Below are 16274 nucleotides of genomic sequence, written 5' to 3'. Positions count from 1 at the left end.
TGAAGGAAATAACCATGGCTTGGATCCAAATTCGTATTAATGCCAATGCTGCAACAGCTGATGCCGTAAGCGATCTATTAATGGAAGCTGGTAGTGCTTCAGTAACCTTTATTGACGCAAAAGACACCCCTATCTACGAGCCTAAAATTGGCACCGTTGTGTTCTGGGCTGATACCACAGTTATTGGCTTGTTCGAAGCTAATCATGATATGAACGCAGTCGTTGCGTTATTAAAGCGCCATGATGAGCTAAAAGACAATTTAGTATACAAAATCGAGCAACTTGAAGATAAAGACTGGGAACGTGAATGGATGGATAACTTCCACCCTATTCAATTTGGCGAAAAACTATGGATTTGCCCAAGCTGGCGCGATATTCCTGACTCTGATGCTGTAAATGTATTGCTAGACCCTGGCCTTGCTTTTGGCACGGGCACACATGCAACAACGGCCTTGTGCCTTAAATGGTTAGAAAGCCAAGATCTGACGGGTAAAACGGTTGTTGATTTTGGTTGTGGTTCAGGCATTTTAGGTATTGCAGCTATAAAACTAGGTGCAGAGCGTATGATTGGGATAGATATTGACCCTCAAGCGCTTGAAGCAAGCCTTGATAACGCGAACCGAAATGGTGTTGCAGACAAACTCGAAGTATACCTTCCAGAAAACCAACCTGAGTTTAGTGCAGATATAGTAGTGGCTAATATTTTAGCCCAGCCACTTCGCGAATTACATAGTGTGATTTTAGGGTTATTAAAGCCAGGTGGTAAAATTGCCATGTCGGGTATTTTAGAAGAACAAGCACAATCGGTTGCTGACATTTATGCACCGTTTATTGAACTAGATGACATTGCCGTTGAAGGTGATTGGACTCGAGTAAGTGGCACTAAAAAAGCGTAATAAATCGAACAATCAAATCTAGAGCATTAACTCAAAACATGCATGTAAAGCCTGTATTTAACAGGCTTTACTATTTTTTTACATATCAAAAAATTTTCTAGTTATCTTGTAAAAAATAAAATCTGTATGAATTTCAAACAAATCAACCTACTTGTCATGTGGTTATCAAATGTCAATACGAAAAGGGCAAAAAAAAGTTACTTTTGTTCAATTTATAGCCTTTGATTTTTGTGAAAAAAACCGTAAACTTAGCGCCCCTTGAAAAGAGGCCTATTGAATATAGTGCGTATCGGTAAATACCAACTTGAGAATAATGTAATTGTCGCGCCAATGGCAGGCATTACAGACAGACCATTTAGACAACTTTGTCGACGCTTAGGTGCGGGCTTAGCTGTGTCTGAAATGCTATCGTCAAATCCTAAGGTTTGGAAAACAGAAAAGTCGATGAACCGTATGGATCACAGCGGTGAGTCGGGTATACGCGCGGTGCAAATTGCAGGAGCAGATCCTGAGCTTATGGCGCAGGCCGCACAATTCAATGTTGCTAATGGTGCACAGATCATAGATATCAATATGGGGTGCCCAGCAAAAAAAGTGAACAAGAAACTCGCAGGCTCTGCCTTATTACAGTTTCCTGAACTTGTGGAAGAGATTATTGATGCAGTCGTTAATGCTGTTGATATACCTGTGACACTTAAAATCCGTACAGGATGGGATCCGGATAACCGTAATGGTGTAGAGATTGCGAGAATAGCTGAACGTTATGGCATTGCATCACTTGCTGTACATGGGCGTACGCGCGCATGTATGTACAAAGGTGATGCTGAGTACGCCACGATTAGGGATATAAAACGTTCAGTGTCGATTCCTGTTGTTGCCAATGGTGATATTACATCACCAGAAAAAGCAAAACAGGTTTTAGACTATACGGGTGCAGATGCCATTATGATTGGCCGAGCCGCCCAAGGTCGCCCTTGGATATTTAGGGAGATAGACCACTATTTGCGAACTGGGGAACATTTACAGCCACCTGCTATTGCAGAGGTGCGCAGTATATTAATGGAGCATTTAACAAACCTCCATATGTTTTACGGTGAGCCAATGGGAGCGCGAATTGCTCGCAAACATGTATCTTGGTATTTGCAAACCCATGACAGTGATGGTCAGTTTAGGCGAGTATTTAATGCGCTCGACAACCCACAGGCACAGGTCGTCGCATTAGAGCAATACTTTAAAACACTAGCAGCTAACTAAGAAAGAAAGAGACTTAATAATGTTCGAACAAAACGTGACTTCTCCATTTATCACTAACCCTCATGTTCAGTCACACGAGAAACCGCAGCCATTGCGTGATGCAGTAAAAAAAGCTGTTCACCACTATTTAAAGCAGCTTAACGGTCAAGATGTGCAAGACGTTTACGACCTTGTTCTTTCAGAGCTAGAAGCGCCATTACTTGAAGAAGTAATGACATATACACGTGGTAACCAAACTCGTGCAGCAATTTTACTAGGTATCAACCGTGGTACTTTACGTAAAAAGCTTAAAAAATACGGCATGAACTAATACCAATTATGTTGAAAGCGTAAGTATTCTAACGAGCTAAACAAGCCCATAACGTCGTCAAAAGTTTTTTATGTAGAATAACTACACTGCAAAATTTTTGCCTTGTTATAGACTTGTTTTTCTATCGTTATTACTACTTACTAATCCAATACAACTGGTATTATGCAAAAAAAGCACCTTAGGGTGCTTTTTTTATGCCTACAGTTTATTAACTAAATTGCAAAATGCTCACGCTTATTGAGCCTTTATAAGTCGTTTTTTGAGTAGTAATCAGTTAAAATGCCCGCTTCTAAGCTAGCTCATTAACTGAGGAAATCAAACTACAATGGATACTCATCGTCCCATTCGTCGCGCACTATTAAGTGTGTCTGATAAAACCGGTATTGTTGAATTTGCCCGCGCACTTGAAGCGCAAGGCGTTGATATTTTATCAACTGGCGGCACATGTAAACTACTTGCTGATAACGCCATAAAAGTGACTGAAGTATCAGATCACACAGGCCACCCTGAAATCATGGATGGTCGCGTAAAAACTCTTCACCCAAAAATTCACGGCGGCATATTAGCCCGTCGCGGACAAGATGAAAGCGTAATGGCAGATAACAACATTTCTGCTATCGACATAGTTGTAGTTAACTTATACCCCTTTGCGAATACAGTCGCTCAAGAAAACTGCAGCCTTGAAGATGCCATTGAAAATATTGATATTGGCGGCCCTACAATGGTTCGTGCAGCAGCTAAAAACCACAAAGATGTAACAATCGTGGTAAACGCGAGCGACTACGACCGTGTTATTAGCGAAATGCAAAACAACAATGGTTCAACAACGTACAAAACACGTTTTGATTTAGCGATTGCCGCCTACGAGCACACTGCACAATACGATGGCATGATTGCTAACTACTTCGGTAAAATGGTGCCTGATTACACCGAGGAAGCTGCTGTAGAGACTAAATTCCCACGTACTATCAATATGCAGTTCACTAAAAAGCAAGATATGCGTTACGGTGAAAACTCACATCAAGATGCTGCTTTTTATGTTGAAAATGACATTGCTGAAGCATCAGTTGCAACAGCAACTCAATTGCAAGGTAAGGCCCTTTCGTTTAACAACATTGCAGATACCGATGCCGCACTTGAATGTGTTAAAGAATTTGACGTACCTGCGTGCGTAATTGTAAAACATGCTAATCCGTGTGGTGTTTCAATTGGGGACAATATTCTACAAGCATACGAGCGCGCTTTTAAAACAGACCCTACATCAGCATTTGGTGGCATTATTGCCTTTAACCGAGAGCTAGATGCAGCAACTGCACAAGCAATTGTTGACCGTCAGTTTGTTGAAGTAATTATTGCACCTAGTATTTCGAGCGACGCTGCAAAAATTGTTGAAGCTAAAAAGAACGTTCGTTTATTAGAATGTGGACAGTGGACAGGTAAAGCAGCTGGCCAAGATATTAAACGCGTTAACGGCGGTATTTTAGTTCAAGACCGCGACTTAGGCATGGTAACGCAAGGCGACTTAAAAGTTGTTTCTAAGCGCCAGCCTTCTGAGCAAGAACTTAAAGATTTACTGTTTTGCTGGAAAGTAGCTAAATTTGTTAAATCAAACGCAATTGTTTATGCCCGTGACGGTATGACCATTGGTGTAGGCGCAGGCCAAATGAGCCGCGTATACTCAGCTAAAATTGCAGGTATAAAAGCCGCCGACGAAAACCTTGAAGTTAAAGGTTCAGTTATGGCGTCTGACGCATTCTTCCCATTCCGTGATGGCATTGACGCAGCCGCAGCCGCTGGCATTACTGCGGTAATTCAGCCTGGTGGCTCAATGCGTGATGAAGAAGTGATTGCAGCTGCTGATGAAGCTGGCATGGCAATGGTACTAACTGGTATGCGCCATTTCCGCCACTAATCACACAAAGGGTTAAACGTTGGTTTAACCCTTTTTGTTTGCTATAAATTCACGTATTCTGATTATTCAATAACCTATTTAAAATTATAATGTGAAGGAACAAACAATGAAATTTGCGCTAAAATCGCTACTTGTAGCCACACTAACAATGACATCGACTATGGCGCTTGGCCATAACCACGAATCAAGCTTTGAACATGCACTTCAATCAAGCGAACGCAGTGCTAAAAACAGCGCTCGTGATGAATATCGTCACCCAGCTCAAACACTTGCATTTTTTGGCTTTAAACCAACCATGACAGTTGTTGAAATTGCACCCGGTGGTGGTTGGTATAGTGAAATTTTAGCGCCAGCATTAAAAGAACAAGGCACTTATTATGCCGCGCACTTTCCTGCTGATTCATCAGTTGGCTACTACCAACGCTCTCTTGCAGGCTTTAAACAAAAAGTAGCTGAAGATGAGCGCTTTAGTAGCGTTAAAATTACTGAGTTTGCACCTGTAACACATTTAGATATTGCGCCAGCTGGCAGTGCCGATATGGTTTTAACATTTCGTAATGTACATAACTGGTATATGGGCAAAGATAAAAGCGGTGCACTAAGTGCATTCCAAGCTTTTTATAAAGCCCTTAAACCAGGTGGTACATTAGGTTTAGTTGAACACCGTTTAGCTGAAGAACGTGCTGATGAAGATCAAAAAACATCAGGTTATATGAAGCAGAGCTACGTAGTAGACCTTGCTGAACAAGCTGGGTTTGAATTAGTAGCAAGCAGTGAAATAAATGCAAATCCAAAAGATACAGCCGATCACCCTAAAGGTGTATGGACGCTACCACCAAGCTTAAGACTCGGCGAACAAGATGCTGACAAATATAAAGCCATTGGTGAAAGCGACCGCATGACGCTGAAATTTAAGAAACCGCTTTAAATAGGAATTTTCGCCATGAATGTTTTAGTCATTGGCAGCGGCGGCCGCGAACACGCACTTGCGTTTAAAGCCGCTCAAAACACCAAAGTAAATACTGTATTTGTAGCCCCTGGTAATGCAGGTACTGCACTTGAACCAAAACTTGAAAACGTAGCAATAAACGTTGACGACTTAGATGGTTTACTTAATTTTGCACAGCAAAATAAGGTAGAGCTTACTATTGTAGGTCCAGAAATACCGTTAGTACTGGGTGTTGTTGATAAGTTTCGTGAACATAACATGGCTATTTTTGGACCAACGGCGGGCGCAGCTCAGCTTGAAGGTTCGAAATCGTTTACTAAAGACTTTTTAGCACGTCATAAAATCCCAACGGGCGACTACCAAACGTTTGAACAAATTGAGCCTGCCCTTGCTTATTTAAAAGAGAAAGGCGCGCCAATTGTTGTAAAAGCAGATGGTTTGGCTGCGGGTAAAGGCGTAATTGTAGCCATGACGGAGGCCGATGCCGAAGAAGCGATTCGCGATATGCTTGCGGGTAATGCTTTTGGCGATGCGGGAAGTCGTGTTGTTATTGAAGAGTTTTTAGACGGTGAAGAAGCGTCTTTCATCGTAATGGTTGATGGTAAAAACGTATTACCATTTGCAACCAGCCAGGATCATAAACGCGCTTACAATGGCGATGCGGGTCCTAACACGGGTGGCATGGGTGCATACTCACCTGCACCAGTTGTTACTGATGAAATCCACCAGCGTATTATGAACGAAGTGATCTACCCTACGGTAGAAGGCATGGCAAGCGAAGGCCATCCGTACACCGGCTTTTTATATGCAGGTTTAATGATTGACGAAACAGGCACCCCTAAAGTAATTGAGTACAATTGTCGCTTTGGCGATCCTGAAACTCAACCAATGATGCTACGTTTGCAATCAGATTTGGTTGAATTGATTGAAGCTGCTAACCGTGTAGAACTTGATAAAACAACAATTGAGTTTGACCCACGCGCAGCCGTTGGTGTTGTACTTGCCGCTAAAGGCTACCCTGGTGATTACCCTAAAGGTGACGCTATTTCGGGGCTAAAAGTGGATTACCCTGCAGGTGAAAAAGTGTTTCATGCGGGTACTAAACAAAGTGGCAATGACGTTGTAACCGCAGGCGGTCGCGTATTATGCGCAACAGCACTTGGTAACACTGTTACGCAAGCGCAGCAACGCGCCTATGAGCTTGTTAAACAAATTAGCTGGGATGGTATGGAATATCGTACAGATATAGCTTACCGTGCTATTGCACGCGAGCAATAGCCTATAATACCTATTCATTGGTATAACCAATTAATTTAACTAAAAAAGCGCAGTTTCCCTGCGCTTTTTTAGTGCTACACTAATTAAAAGGTTTTTTAAAAGTAAATTAACGTTGGAACTAAGAACTTTACGTTACCATGCAATTGCTGTTGCCATACTGATTTTTATATTTTTTATAATCAGTACATTGGCATCAAACTTAGTCGTGCCTACACGATATACAATTGATAAAACGGCTCCAATGTACCTCGATTACGCCTACTATATTGACAAAACCAAAACTAAAACATTCGATACCATCATTAACCAACCTGAATTACTTACTCATCAACCATTTTCAGATGTTCCATGGAGCTTTAGCCAACAAAATTATTGGTTGTTTCTTGATTTAGAAAATAAAAGCCTTAACAAGCAAAATGTTGTGGCACATTTTGACAACCCTATGGTCGATCACCTTACGGTTTATCGCCTCGATAAAAATAACAAACTAGTTGAAACATACAAACTCGGCGATAAAGAAGAAGCCCTCTCTTTGTTTGAATACAGCGTACCGCATATTCGCTTTTTAGTAGAAAGAAAATCATCACAACGCCTAGTAATAAAAATAGACACAATAGGCATAAGTAAAACACCTGTAAACTTGTATCGTGATAAAGAGTTTATTGACTTAGTGCGATCTCAAACTGGGATCTGGGGTATTTTTGTAGGCGTGCTATTGATGGCTGCGCTTTATAACTTGGTGCTTTATTTTGGTATAAAAGACCGTGTTTATTTAATTTATATTGGCTACATCGTCAGCGCTATTACACTAATGGGTGCTGTACTGGGCTTTGGTTTTTATATATGGCCTAAGCAATGGCAGCTCTTTATTCACGAACAAATTGTGTTTAGTAATTATGGGGTCGCCTTTTTCACCCTTGCTTTTTGCACCATGTTTTTGCGCTATCATAAAGATAAGTGTTGGCGTTACAAAATGAGCATAGCTCTACTTTGGCTTATGTTTACCCTTGCTGTATGTAGCTTGTTTATTCCTGAAAATATAGCGGCTCCTATATTTTTTGGTGTAATGGTACTACTTTATATTACTTGTATTATTTTAATATATAACAAGTTACGCAGTGGTTTTAGGTGGGCTAAGTTTTATGTTTTATCATGGATACCGCTAATTTTTGGTGCGGCAATTCAACCTATGGAACTCACTGGTGTTTTACCGTATACCTTTGCAACCCGCCATGCCTTTTTAGTCGCTATTTTGTGTGAAGTTATTTTAATGGCGATGGCATTAGCAGACAGGGTAAGGTATCAGCGAGAACGTGCGCTTTATCATGCCACGCATACACAACAAACACGATTACTTAATAGCTCCAAGCTAAAACAAGCATTTATGGCACTACAGAGCCAAAATCGCTCAACAACGTTGTGTTTAATAAAAATACGTCACTTTAATTCACTCAATACGATTATTACCTCTTCTCAGGGCTACACACTTATAAAGCATATAGCCAAAGAGCTTGAATTAGAACTCAGCCATGAACGTGAATTTACAAACCTCGAAACAGATTTAAACACCAGTCCTCGCTTAGCCGATTTAAGCAGTGGTGTATTTGCCTGTATTTCTACAAAAACACAAAACCAAGAAATGCTAGAAGCACTACTGACTAAAATAATTAGTAGCCTACCAAAACAATATGAAATTAAAGGGCTAAACCTGCAGCTTAGTTACAGTATAGGTATTAGTAGTGCAGGCAAGACTAACGACTTTGAATATTGGTTAAAGCGTGGTTATTTAGCGCTTAAAAAAGCAAAAGGTAGCGTTAATCAAGTTGGGTCATCGTCAAACGGTAATAATCTGATGATGGACGTTGCTCTAGCCGCTAAGCTGCAACAAGCAATCAAAACAAATCAACTGGCGCTTTATTACCAACCTCAAATAAACTTATTAAGTAACCACGTAAGTGGTGCTGAAGCTTTATTACGTTGGCCCGACCCAACTTACAGCAACTTATCAATTGAAGAGCTAATAACACTTGCTGAACACACAGGTATTATTAACGAGCTAACACTGTGGGTAATAGAGCAAGCCTGTAAAGACATAGTTGAGCTTACAAAAAATGGCTATAACGAGCACACAATTAGCGTAAATTTAAGTGCTAAAAACTTAACCATAAATAATTTAGCCGAAAAAGTAGAAAATATTTTAATTAAATACCAAGTGCCGGCACACTTACTTAAACTTGAACTAACCGAATCGGCCTTCGTAGATAGCCAGGATGCACTTATAAAGTTAGTTGATGAGCTAACCTCATTAGGTATTAAAGTAGTACTGGATGACTTTGGGACAGGCTACGCGTCACTTAGCTACTTAGTTAATTATCACTTTAGTGAGCTTAAAATAGATAAGTCATTTGTTTTTGATTTGCCTAATAACCCAACTCACCAAGTTATTGTACAAACTGCCATTGATATGGCGCATAACCTCAATTTATCAATAACAATTGAGGGAGTAGAAACCCAAGAAATCCATCACTTGCTCAAAGATATGAACGCTGATTCCGCCCAAGGTTATTTATACGCAAAAGCACTGCCTTACACCGACTATTTACACTTCTTAAAAAGCCAATATAGCTTAAAAATGTTAGACTCCTCTTTTTAACATCTTTAGGGGCCAAGTAAAGATGCAAGGCACACTGCGTAAACTAAAATCGAGCTTAACCGAACCAGTACAATATCACTTACCTGTAGGTGAACACTTAGTAGACTTAAATGCATTTATAGGTAAGGAGCTTACGCTTACCTTTAGTGGCACTATTTTATGTTCTAACTGCGGTAAAAAAACCAAAAAAAGCTATTCTCAAGGTCACTGTTTTGTATGCATGCGCAAGCTCGCTAGTTGCGACATGTGTATTATGAAACCAGAAACTTGCCACTACGATCAAGGCACTTGCCGAGAGCCACAGTGGGGCGAAGAAAACTGCATGATCCCACACTATGTGTATCTCGCTAATACCTCTGGATTAAAAGTAGGTATTACCCGCCACACACAAATACCGACTCGCTGGGTTGATCAAGGCGCGACTCAGGCATTACCTATTTTTAAAGTGCAAACTCGCCTGCAATCTGGTTTAGTAGAAGTTGCATTGGCTGAATTTATTGCCGACAAAACTAATTGGCGCAATATGCTAAAAGGTCAAAACGACGCAATTGACTTAAAGGCAGCGGCAGCCGAGCTGATACCACAAATTAGTGAAAAGCTAAACGAGCTCAGTGAATTATTTGGCGCAACAGCAATAGAGCAACTTGATGAAGATGTGGTTAATTTAAACTTTCCAGTAACCGAATACCCAACAAAAATTAGCTCATTTAACTTTGACAAAGACCCTGTTGTAAGTGGTGTTTTACAAGGTATTAAAGGTCAGTACTTAATCTTTGAAAAGGGCGTTATTAATATACGTAAATTTACGTCTTATGAAGTCACCGTAGGCTAACGGGCCATGTTAAACAGCTACCCACAATTATTGGTTATTTATAATGAGCTTGAGATAGCCCATAACCAACAAGAGCAACAAGAGTGCTTGCACAGCGTTACGCAAAGTGAGCTAAGCGATGTGCGAGTACTTAACAAGCAAGGTGACTACCTTAATTTACAAGGCACTGTTTGCCCTAAATTGAATGGCGAGCAACTAGCACAGCTTGTTACAGCTTACTTATTAAATGAAGGACAATGCTGCCTTGGTAAAGTCAAAACCCTAAGCACAGCGCAGGCGTTTGATTTACTAGGGCTATAAACACTCTCTTTATTTAAACCTCAGTAAGCACTTTTATATGCGCTACAGCACTGCGACCTAAAGCTGATAGCGCATAGCCACCTTCCAAATACGAAATAACCCCTTTACAACCGCCCTCTTTAGCAACACCACATAGTTGCTCGGTAAGCCAAATATAGTCATCTTCAACAAATTTTAAGCTTGCCATATCATCTTCTAGGTGAGCATCGAACCCTGCGCTTATAAAAAGTAATTCAGGTTTAAACGCTTTTAATTTTGGTAGCCATTGCTGAGCAAACACCTCTTTTAAATCGTCGCCATTACTGGCAATTGGCAGAGGTGAATTAACTATATGACTATTATTTTTAACCGCTGTATTTGGATAAAACGGATACTGAAATAACGAACAAAGGAGTACATTTTCGTCATCAATAAAAATATCTTGCGTGCCATTACCGTGGTGTACATCAAAATCCGCAATAGCAATGCGCTTAACCCCTTTGCTTTGTGCGTACTTAACAGCAATAGCTAAGTTATTAAACACACAAAACCCAGATGATGAGTTTTTATTAGCGTGATGCCCTGGCGGGCGTACTGAGCAAAAAGCAGCATCTAGTTTATCGGCAAGTATTTCATCAACAGCTAACAATCCTGCACCGACTGCCCGCTCAATCGCTTTAAACGAATCGGGGCACAGCCACGTATCGCCATCTAAATTAGCGAGCCCTTCTGTTGGTAGCGTATTTTCTACGTGTTTAAGTAAAGCTTCATCGTGAGCAAGTAGATAATGTTTACGCTCGGCCTTGGGTGCTTGTAGGTGTGTTAAGCCAACATCTACGCCGCTGGCAAGTAATCTATCGGTTATGGCATCTAGACGCTCTGGGCACTCGGGGTGGTCGTCTATCATTTTATGCTTACGGCAATGAGGATGAGAAATAACAGCGGTACGCATAAAAAGTCCCTTACAAGGTGTAAAAGCTTAATATAGCAAAGCCACCGATGGGTGGCTTTGCGACTTTGGTTTATATCAATACTTTAAATATCGATACCTTGAATATCAATATTATTAGCTATTTTGCTTTTAAATGTAGGTTTCTAAAGTCAAAGCTAAAGTCGGTAACTTGTGTTGATACTGCACGCATTTTAGCGCTGTTTACACGGTTTTGTGAGCTCATTTCAAAACGAATAAACGCATCCGCTTCAAGCAGTTTTTCATCCCACTTAACTATAAATGTATTACCAGTGTAATGCTCAAGTGTGCCTTTTAAGCGCTTGGTATGCGTAAAATCAATATGCAATTTACTATCAAGCTGCTCAATAATTACATCGCCATACCAATCATCATGTAATGTACCGGTGTAATTAATGTTTGGTAATTGTGGTTGGTAGTCGGCGGGGGCTTCTGGTTTTGCATTAGCGTACGCTTGTTGTTTGCCTTCAAAATGACTTTTAGCTAAATCCTCTACCCAGTCTTTATCTTCGAGCTCAAGTGCATCTTCAAGTACTTCATGGGTTACTGCCGAAAGTGCACCAAAAGCTTGTTGATTAGATAAAATAACAATACCGAGGTTTTTCTCTGGCAATAAAGTAACTTGCGATACCATTCCTAAAATACCACCGCCATGACCTAGCTTTTTAAAGCCGTGGTAGTCTTCAATACTCCAACCTAACCCATAACCCCTAAACTGCTGATGATACGATTCAAACGCACTTTTAGACGCCATAGACGTAATATGTGGGTGCCACATTTGCGCTTGTTGCTTTTCGCTAAACAGCTGCTCGCCATTAGGCATTTTACCGCCCGCTAATTGCGTACGAAGCCATTGGCTCATGTCGCTTACACTTGAAGCAATGGCGCCTGCGCCTCTAAAGTCCTCAAGGTAGTTCACAAAAAATGGATGAAGCGTGCCATCCATAGGAATATGACCTGTCGCCCAGTTTTTATTACTTTTAGGAATACGTGAAAAGCCCGCGCGTGAGTTATCCATGTGCAGCGGCTGTAATATATTTTTTTCGATGTAATCGTTCCAGCTCATACCCGACACACGTGCAACCACTTCACCAGCGGTAACAAACATCAAGTTGTTATAAGCGTACTTACTACGAAAGCTGCTCGCTGGTTTTAAATACTGTAATCCCGCTAAAATTTCATCAACTGATTTATCGGTACTTGGCCAAATCATTAAATCGCCTTGCCCAAGCCCAAGCCCACTGCGATGGCTTAATAAGTCACGAATACGCATTTCGCGTGTTACGTACGAGTCGTACAATCTAAACTCTGGTAAATGATCAATTACGCGGTCATCCCAGCTTAATTTACCTTCATCAACCAACTTTGCCAGTGCCGCAGTAGTGAATGCTTTTGTGTTTGAAGCAATACCAAATAAAGTGTCTTTGTTTACTTTTTTGTTGGTATCGAGATTAGTTACACCAAAGCCTTTAGCAAATATTACTTTATCGTTTTCAACAATGGCAACTGCCATACCGGGTACGTCAAAACGTGCCATTGACGCTTTAATTACGTCGTCAATTTTGTTGGTATCAACTTGTGCCCAGCTGCTAAACGTAGTGCCTGCTAATAGTGCAATTGCGGCAAGTTTGGTTAATTTCATATCAATCCTATTTTATTATTTTTGATGAACTGCAAATTCAATTGCTGCGCGCTCTTGATTGGTGTCGCTTTTTTGTGCGCGATTTAATATGGCATCACTGTATTCTTTTGGTACGCCCGCTTCAAGTGAACCGCGATGAACGTGTTTTATATACCAATCATATGGGAGTACATCGCTGTCATGGGTATTAGCTATATAACAATGTGCGGCTACAGTCTCACCCGTTAAAAGCGTTGGGGCTATATCTACACAATCGTAACCTGGCCCTTCAATACTGTCTAAAATAGCTTTTTCTTCTTCATTGAGCTCATAAATAACGCCGTAAACCAATGCATCTTCTTTATCGCTTGGACAAATACTGCATTTACCTGAGCCATCTTTAAATAGCATATCAAAAGTAAGCTCGTAGCCTTTAAGTACCGCAGTTCCTACACGCTTTACATTGGGCAAGCGCGCTAACAAACGGTTAGATGACATATTAGAACCAAACGAGAAATTATATAGCGGCATTTTTATCTCCTGCGCTTTTTGAATAAGTTAAATAACAACACGTACTGCAAGTGCAATTAAAATAATGCCAATTCCACGGTCAAACCAATAACCGCGTTGTTGGAAAAAGCCCCTTACATTATCGCGAGAAAGCATCATTGAAAGCATTGAAAACCACGCCCAAGTAGCCAATGCCATGTACACGCCGTAGCCGACCTGTACGCTAGTAGGTGTTGTTGGGCTAATCACGAGTGTAAATAACGACATAAAAAATAACGTGGCTTTTGGGTTTAATGCATTGGTGAAAAAGCCGCGCCTAAAAGCCACCCAAACGGGTTCCTCTTGAACGGTTTTGTTTTCAACATCTTTTACAGCCTCGCCTTCATTACTTTCAGGCGGTTTTGCAGCTCTAAGAGCTTGTACGCCTAAGTAAGCTAAATATGCACCAGCAAGGTACTTGAGCGCCATAAATAAACTAGGCGATTGCGTTAAAATAAGCGCAACACCTAAAACGCAATAGGCAACGTGCAGTAAAATAGCAGCGCCAACACCTGCGCTTGTCCACAATGCATTGCGCCTTCCTTGTTGCACACTTTGCTTAAGTACTACGGCAAAGTCAGGCCCTGGGCTTGCTACTGCAAAAAAATGAGCAATAACAATCAGTAAAAATTCATCTAAGTATTCCACGCAGATCCTTGCTAGTTTGGCGAATAAGCTAATAACAGCGGGTTGGCCGAGTTATTTACCAATGCTTTAATTTCTTTTTGTGCTTTTTTAAACTGGCCACGTAAATGCGGCTTTAAATGCTTTTTAGACACTTTATCGTTTTTAAAGTAACTAATTAGGGCATGCATAAATACCGTATGCGTTTCACTTAACTTAGCTTCACGGTTAGCGTATGGGTTATAGCAAGAGCCACACCCGCCTTTAAACTGATACACCGTATTACTCATCATCACACCAAACCCTAAAAAACAAGCAAGTGCATCAGCAGCTTGTGGTAAATACTCCCTACCACCTGGCGGTAGCACCCCAACGTGATGAATAAGTATGGTAGCTAGAGTACCTGCATAACTTGCCACTAAATCTTGTGGCTGATTAATCTGGTTAGGATTAAAAGAAATATTAATCGTATGGCTTGGCGGCACAATTAGATGGCTGCCTTCGCCACGTATTTCATTGCTAAATTCAAAGTGTGGAAAAACTTGCGGTTGTAATTGCTGCGGTGCAACTAGCTGGATAGGCCATGCGTTCATACCCGCGTAATTAGTAACGCGGTTAAAAACATTACTCGCCATTTCTTCAATGCTCGATACCGAATCAGGGAAAAAAGTGGCCGTTGGCAGTATTATTTGAGTGTGCTTTGTAAAAAACTCAGCATCAAAGTTTTCTACAGCCCAAATAAATGTATCAATAAGCCATTGCTGTTCTTGCTGCTCTAATAATGGCTTTGATTTAAATAAAGCTAACATAGTGTGCTCTTTTAGGTTTTAGTTTAGGTGCTTACGTAGGTGCTAACTTAGTCTTTTTGTGTAAGCGCCCAGTCCCACGCTTGAGTATTGTATAGCGGCACTGTTGATAGCGCATGGTGGTGGCTTCCACTGGACTCTTTAGTTGAGTACGATAAGTACAATAAAGTACGATTTTCAGCATCGTAAATACGACGCACTTTTAGTGATTTAAATAATATACTTTTAGATGATTTAAAAATCACCTCGCCCGACTTGCTACGGTCTATTTTTTGTAGCTGCTGCGCTGTAATTGGCCCCGTTTGACGACACGCTATAGACATATCAGAGGGATCAGAAAAGTCCAAATTAGCCTCTATGTGACTAATATGACAAGTAACGCCCTCAACAATAGGATCTTGCTGCGAATTTACCACAACATCCTTAGTTGTAAATAGCCCAAGGCTTACCGACGCAACATCGTCAGAGCAAGCACTTAACGTAACAATTGCACCTGCAAGTAAAGCTAAACGTTTAAATTTTTGTGGTAATTTCATACTTATCCTTAATCAATATATAGGTAACTTAGTAGATAAGTTACTAAGCGAAGGTTCACCTGTTTCTTTTTATACTAACATCAAAAATAAATACGACTAAATTAGTTTAAAGTAAAGATTTTAGATAGCTCAGGGTTTAGTGACCCCTCTTGTATTTGGTACAATTACCTCTCGCTCATGTAGTAACTCATAATAGGAAACGCCTAAATGCCGCACATTATTATTGAACACTCAGAAGACCTCCCCGTTTTACCTCAAGTACTGGTAGAAAAAATTCATACAACCGCTTTCGAAAGTAACTTGTTTGAATTAGAAACCATAAAAACACGTGCTATTGCTTATCAGCAATATCAACTTGGCGCAGGAAAATCAGGGTTTATACATATCGCGGTACATATTTTGGCAGGGCGCTCAATTGAGCAAAAACAAATGTTAAGCGAACTGCTACTTTCATGTTTAAAAACATATTGCAGAGCATCAGACAGTCTAAGCGTAAATATTTACGATATTGAGCATGAGATATACCGTAAAAATTAGTTAACTCTTGTAGTTTTGAGCAATAAAAGTAAACACTAGTAAGTAAAAAGCCCCAATAGGGTAATGCCGATCAGTTAAGAAAATGACCGGTTGACCGATCCAAACGATCATGCAAAATCCGTAGTTAGGAAACTAACTACGGATTTTTTGTGAATATAGAACAAGCACTGCAAGCAACACTTGAAGAAAGCAGCCGATACCATACCTTTGAAAAATTATCAGAAATTCTTGACCCTGAAATCATTGAACAAGGTTTTCAACAAGCAGG

16 protein-coding genes are annotated in these 16274 nt (G+C 40.6%); 10 read left to right on the top strand and 6 right to left on the bottom strand.

Going from position 1 to position 16274, the window contains the following annotated elements:
- Positions 1-14: 14 nt before the first annotated feature.
- The 9 genes from prmA (at position 15) to H5120_RS16615 (ending at position 10384) form a co-directional block, all read left to right on the top strand.
- The gene (prmA, locus tag H5120_RS16655; RefSeq protein ID WP_182675552.1) at positions 15-896 is read left to right on the top strand and encodes a 50S ribosomal protein L11 methyltransferase; all 882 of its coding nucleotides are present in this window, start codon (positions 15-17) and stop codon (positions 894-896) included.
- Positions 897-1178: 282 nt separating this feature from the next.
- Entirely contained in the window at positions 1179-2150 is a 972-nt protein-coding gene (dusB, locus tag H5120_RS16650; RefSeq protein WP_024603689.1) for a tRNA dihydrouridine synthase DusB, read from the top strand.
- A 19-nt stretch (positions 2151-2169) separates the two neighbouring features.
- Positions 2170-2460, top strand: coding sequence for a DNA-binding transcriptional regulator Fis (gene fis, locus H5120_RS16645; protein WP_002957804.1), 291 nt, complete (start codon positions 2170-2172; stop codon positions 2458-2460).
- A 325-nt stretch (positions 2461-2785) separates the two neighbouring features.
- Positions 2786-4372 (top strand): bifunctional phosphoribosylaminoimidazolecarboxamide formyltransferase/IMP cyclohydrolase, encoded by a 1587-nt coding sequence (gene purH, locus H5120_RS16640; protein WP_024603688.1) that lies wholly within the window; start codon positions 2786-2788, stop codon positions 4370-4372.
- A gap of 106 nt (positions 4373-4478) precedes the next feature.
- Positions 4479-5300: a class I SAM-dependent methyltransferase gene (locus H5120_RS16635; protein WP_182675551.1), complete on the top strand. Its 822-nt coding sequence runs from the start codon at positions 4479-4481 to the stop codon at positions 5298-5300.
- A 15-nt stretch (positions 5301-5315) separates the two neighbouring features.
- A complete protein-coding gene (gene purD / locus H5120_RS16630) occupies positions 5316-6599 on the top strand; it encodes a phosphoribosylamine--glycine ligase (RefSeq protein WP_165744701.1) in 1284 nt (427 codons plus the stop codon).
- A gap of 112 nt (positions 6600-6711) precedes the next feature.
- Entirely contained in the window at positions 6712-9252 is a 2541-nt protein-coding gene (locus H5120_RS16625) for an EAL domain-containing protein (RefSeq protein WP_182675550.1), read from the top strand.
- Between the two features lie 22 nt (positions 9253-9274).
- The gene (locus H5120_RS16620; RefSeq protein ID WP_182675549.1) at positions 9275-10084 is read left to right on the top strand and encodes a DUF2797 domain-containing protein; all 810 of its coding nucleotides are present in this window, start codon (positions 9275-9277) and stop codon (positions 10082-10084) included.
- Positions 10085-10090: 6 nt separating this feature from the next.
- Positions 10091-10384, top strand: a complete 294-nt coding sequence (locus tag H5120_RS16615) for a hypothetical protein (RefSeq protein WP_182675548.1) — start codon at positions 10091-10093, stop codon at positions 10382-10384.
- A gap of 13 nt (positions 10385-10397) precedes the next feature.
- Here H5120_RS16615 and H5120_RS16610 read toward each other — a convergent pair whose 3' ends face one another.
- The 6 genes from H5120_RS16610 to H5120_RS16585 form a co-directional block, all read right to left on the bottom strand.
- Entirely contained in the window at positions 10398-11315 is a 918-nt protein-coding gene (locus tag H5120_RS16610) for a histone deacetylase family protein (RefSeq protein ID WP_182675547.1), read from the bottom strand.
- A 118-nt stretch (positions 11316-11433) separates the two neighbouring features.
- The gene (locus H5120_RS16605; protein ID WP_182675546.1) at positions 11434-12975 is read right to left on the bottom strand and encodes a serine hydrolase; all 1542 of its coding nucleotides are present in this window, start codon (positions 12973-12975) and stop codon (positions 11434-11436) included.
- 15 nt (positions 12976-12990) lie between these two features.
- Complete coding sequence (locus H5120_RS16600) at positions 12991-13485, bottom strand: gamma-glutamylcyclotransferase family protein (protein WP_039488239.1); 495 nt, start codon at positions 13483-13485, stop codon at positions 12991-12993.
- Between the two features lie 27 nt (positions 13486-13512).
- Positions 13513-14151, bottom strand: a complete 639-nt coding sequence (locus tag H5120_RS16595) for a LysE family transporter (RefSeq protein WP_182671445.1) — start codon at positions 14149-14151, stop codon at positions 13513-13515.
- 11 nt (positions 14152-14162) lie between these two features.
- On the bottom strand, positions 14163-14936 hold the full coding sequence (locus tag H5120_RS16590) for a hypothetical protein (protein WP_002957816.1): 774 nt from the start codon (positions 14934-14936) through the stop codon (positions 14163-14165).
- A gap of 47 nt (positions 14937-14983) precedes the next feature.
- Positions 14984-15469, bottom strand: a complete 486-nt coding sequence (locus tag H5120_RS16585; protein ID WP_002957817.1) for a CreA family protein — start codon at positions 15467-15469, stop codon at positions 14984-14986.
- A gap of 207 nt (positions 15470-15676) precedes the next feature.
- Here H5120_RS16585 and H5120_RS16580 point away from each other — a divergent pair, with 207 nt between their 5' ends.
- A complete protein-coding gene (locus H5120_RS16580) occupies positions 15677-16006 on the top strand; it encodes a 5-carboxymethyl-2-hydroxymuconate Delta-isomerase (protein ID WP_002957818.1) in 330 nt (109 codons plus the stop codon).
- Positions 16007-16274: the final 268 nt, after the last annotated feature.

It is taken from the genome of Pseudoalteromonas sp. SR43-2 (genome assembly GCF_014163885.1).
Taxonomy (GTDB): Bacteria; Pseudomonadota; Gammaproteobacteria; order Enterobacterales; family Alteromonadaceae; genus Pseudoalteromonas; species Pseudoalteromonas distincta.
Note: the sequence above shows the minus strand (reverse complement) of the source record. Positions and strands in the feature narration are given on the sequence as shown.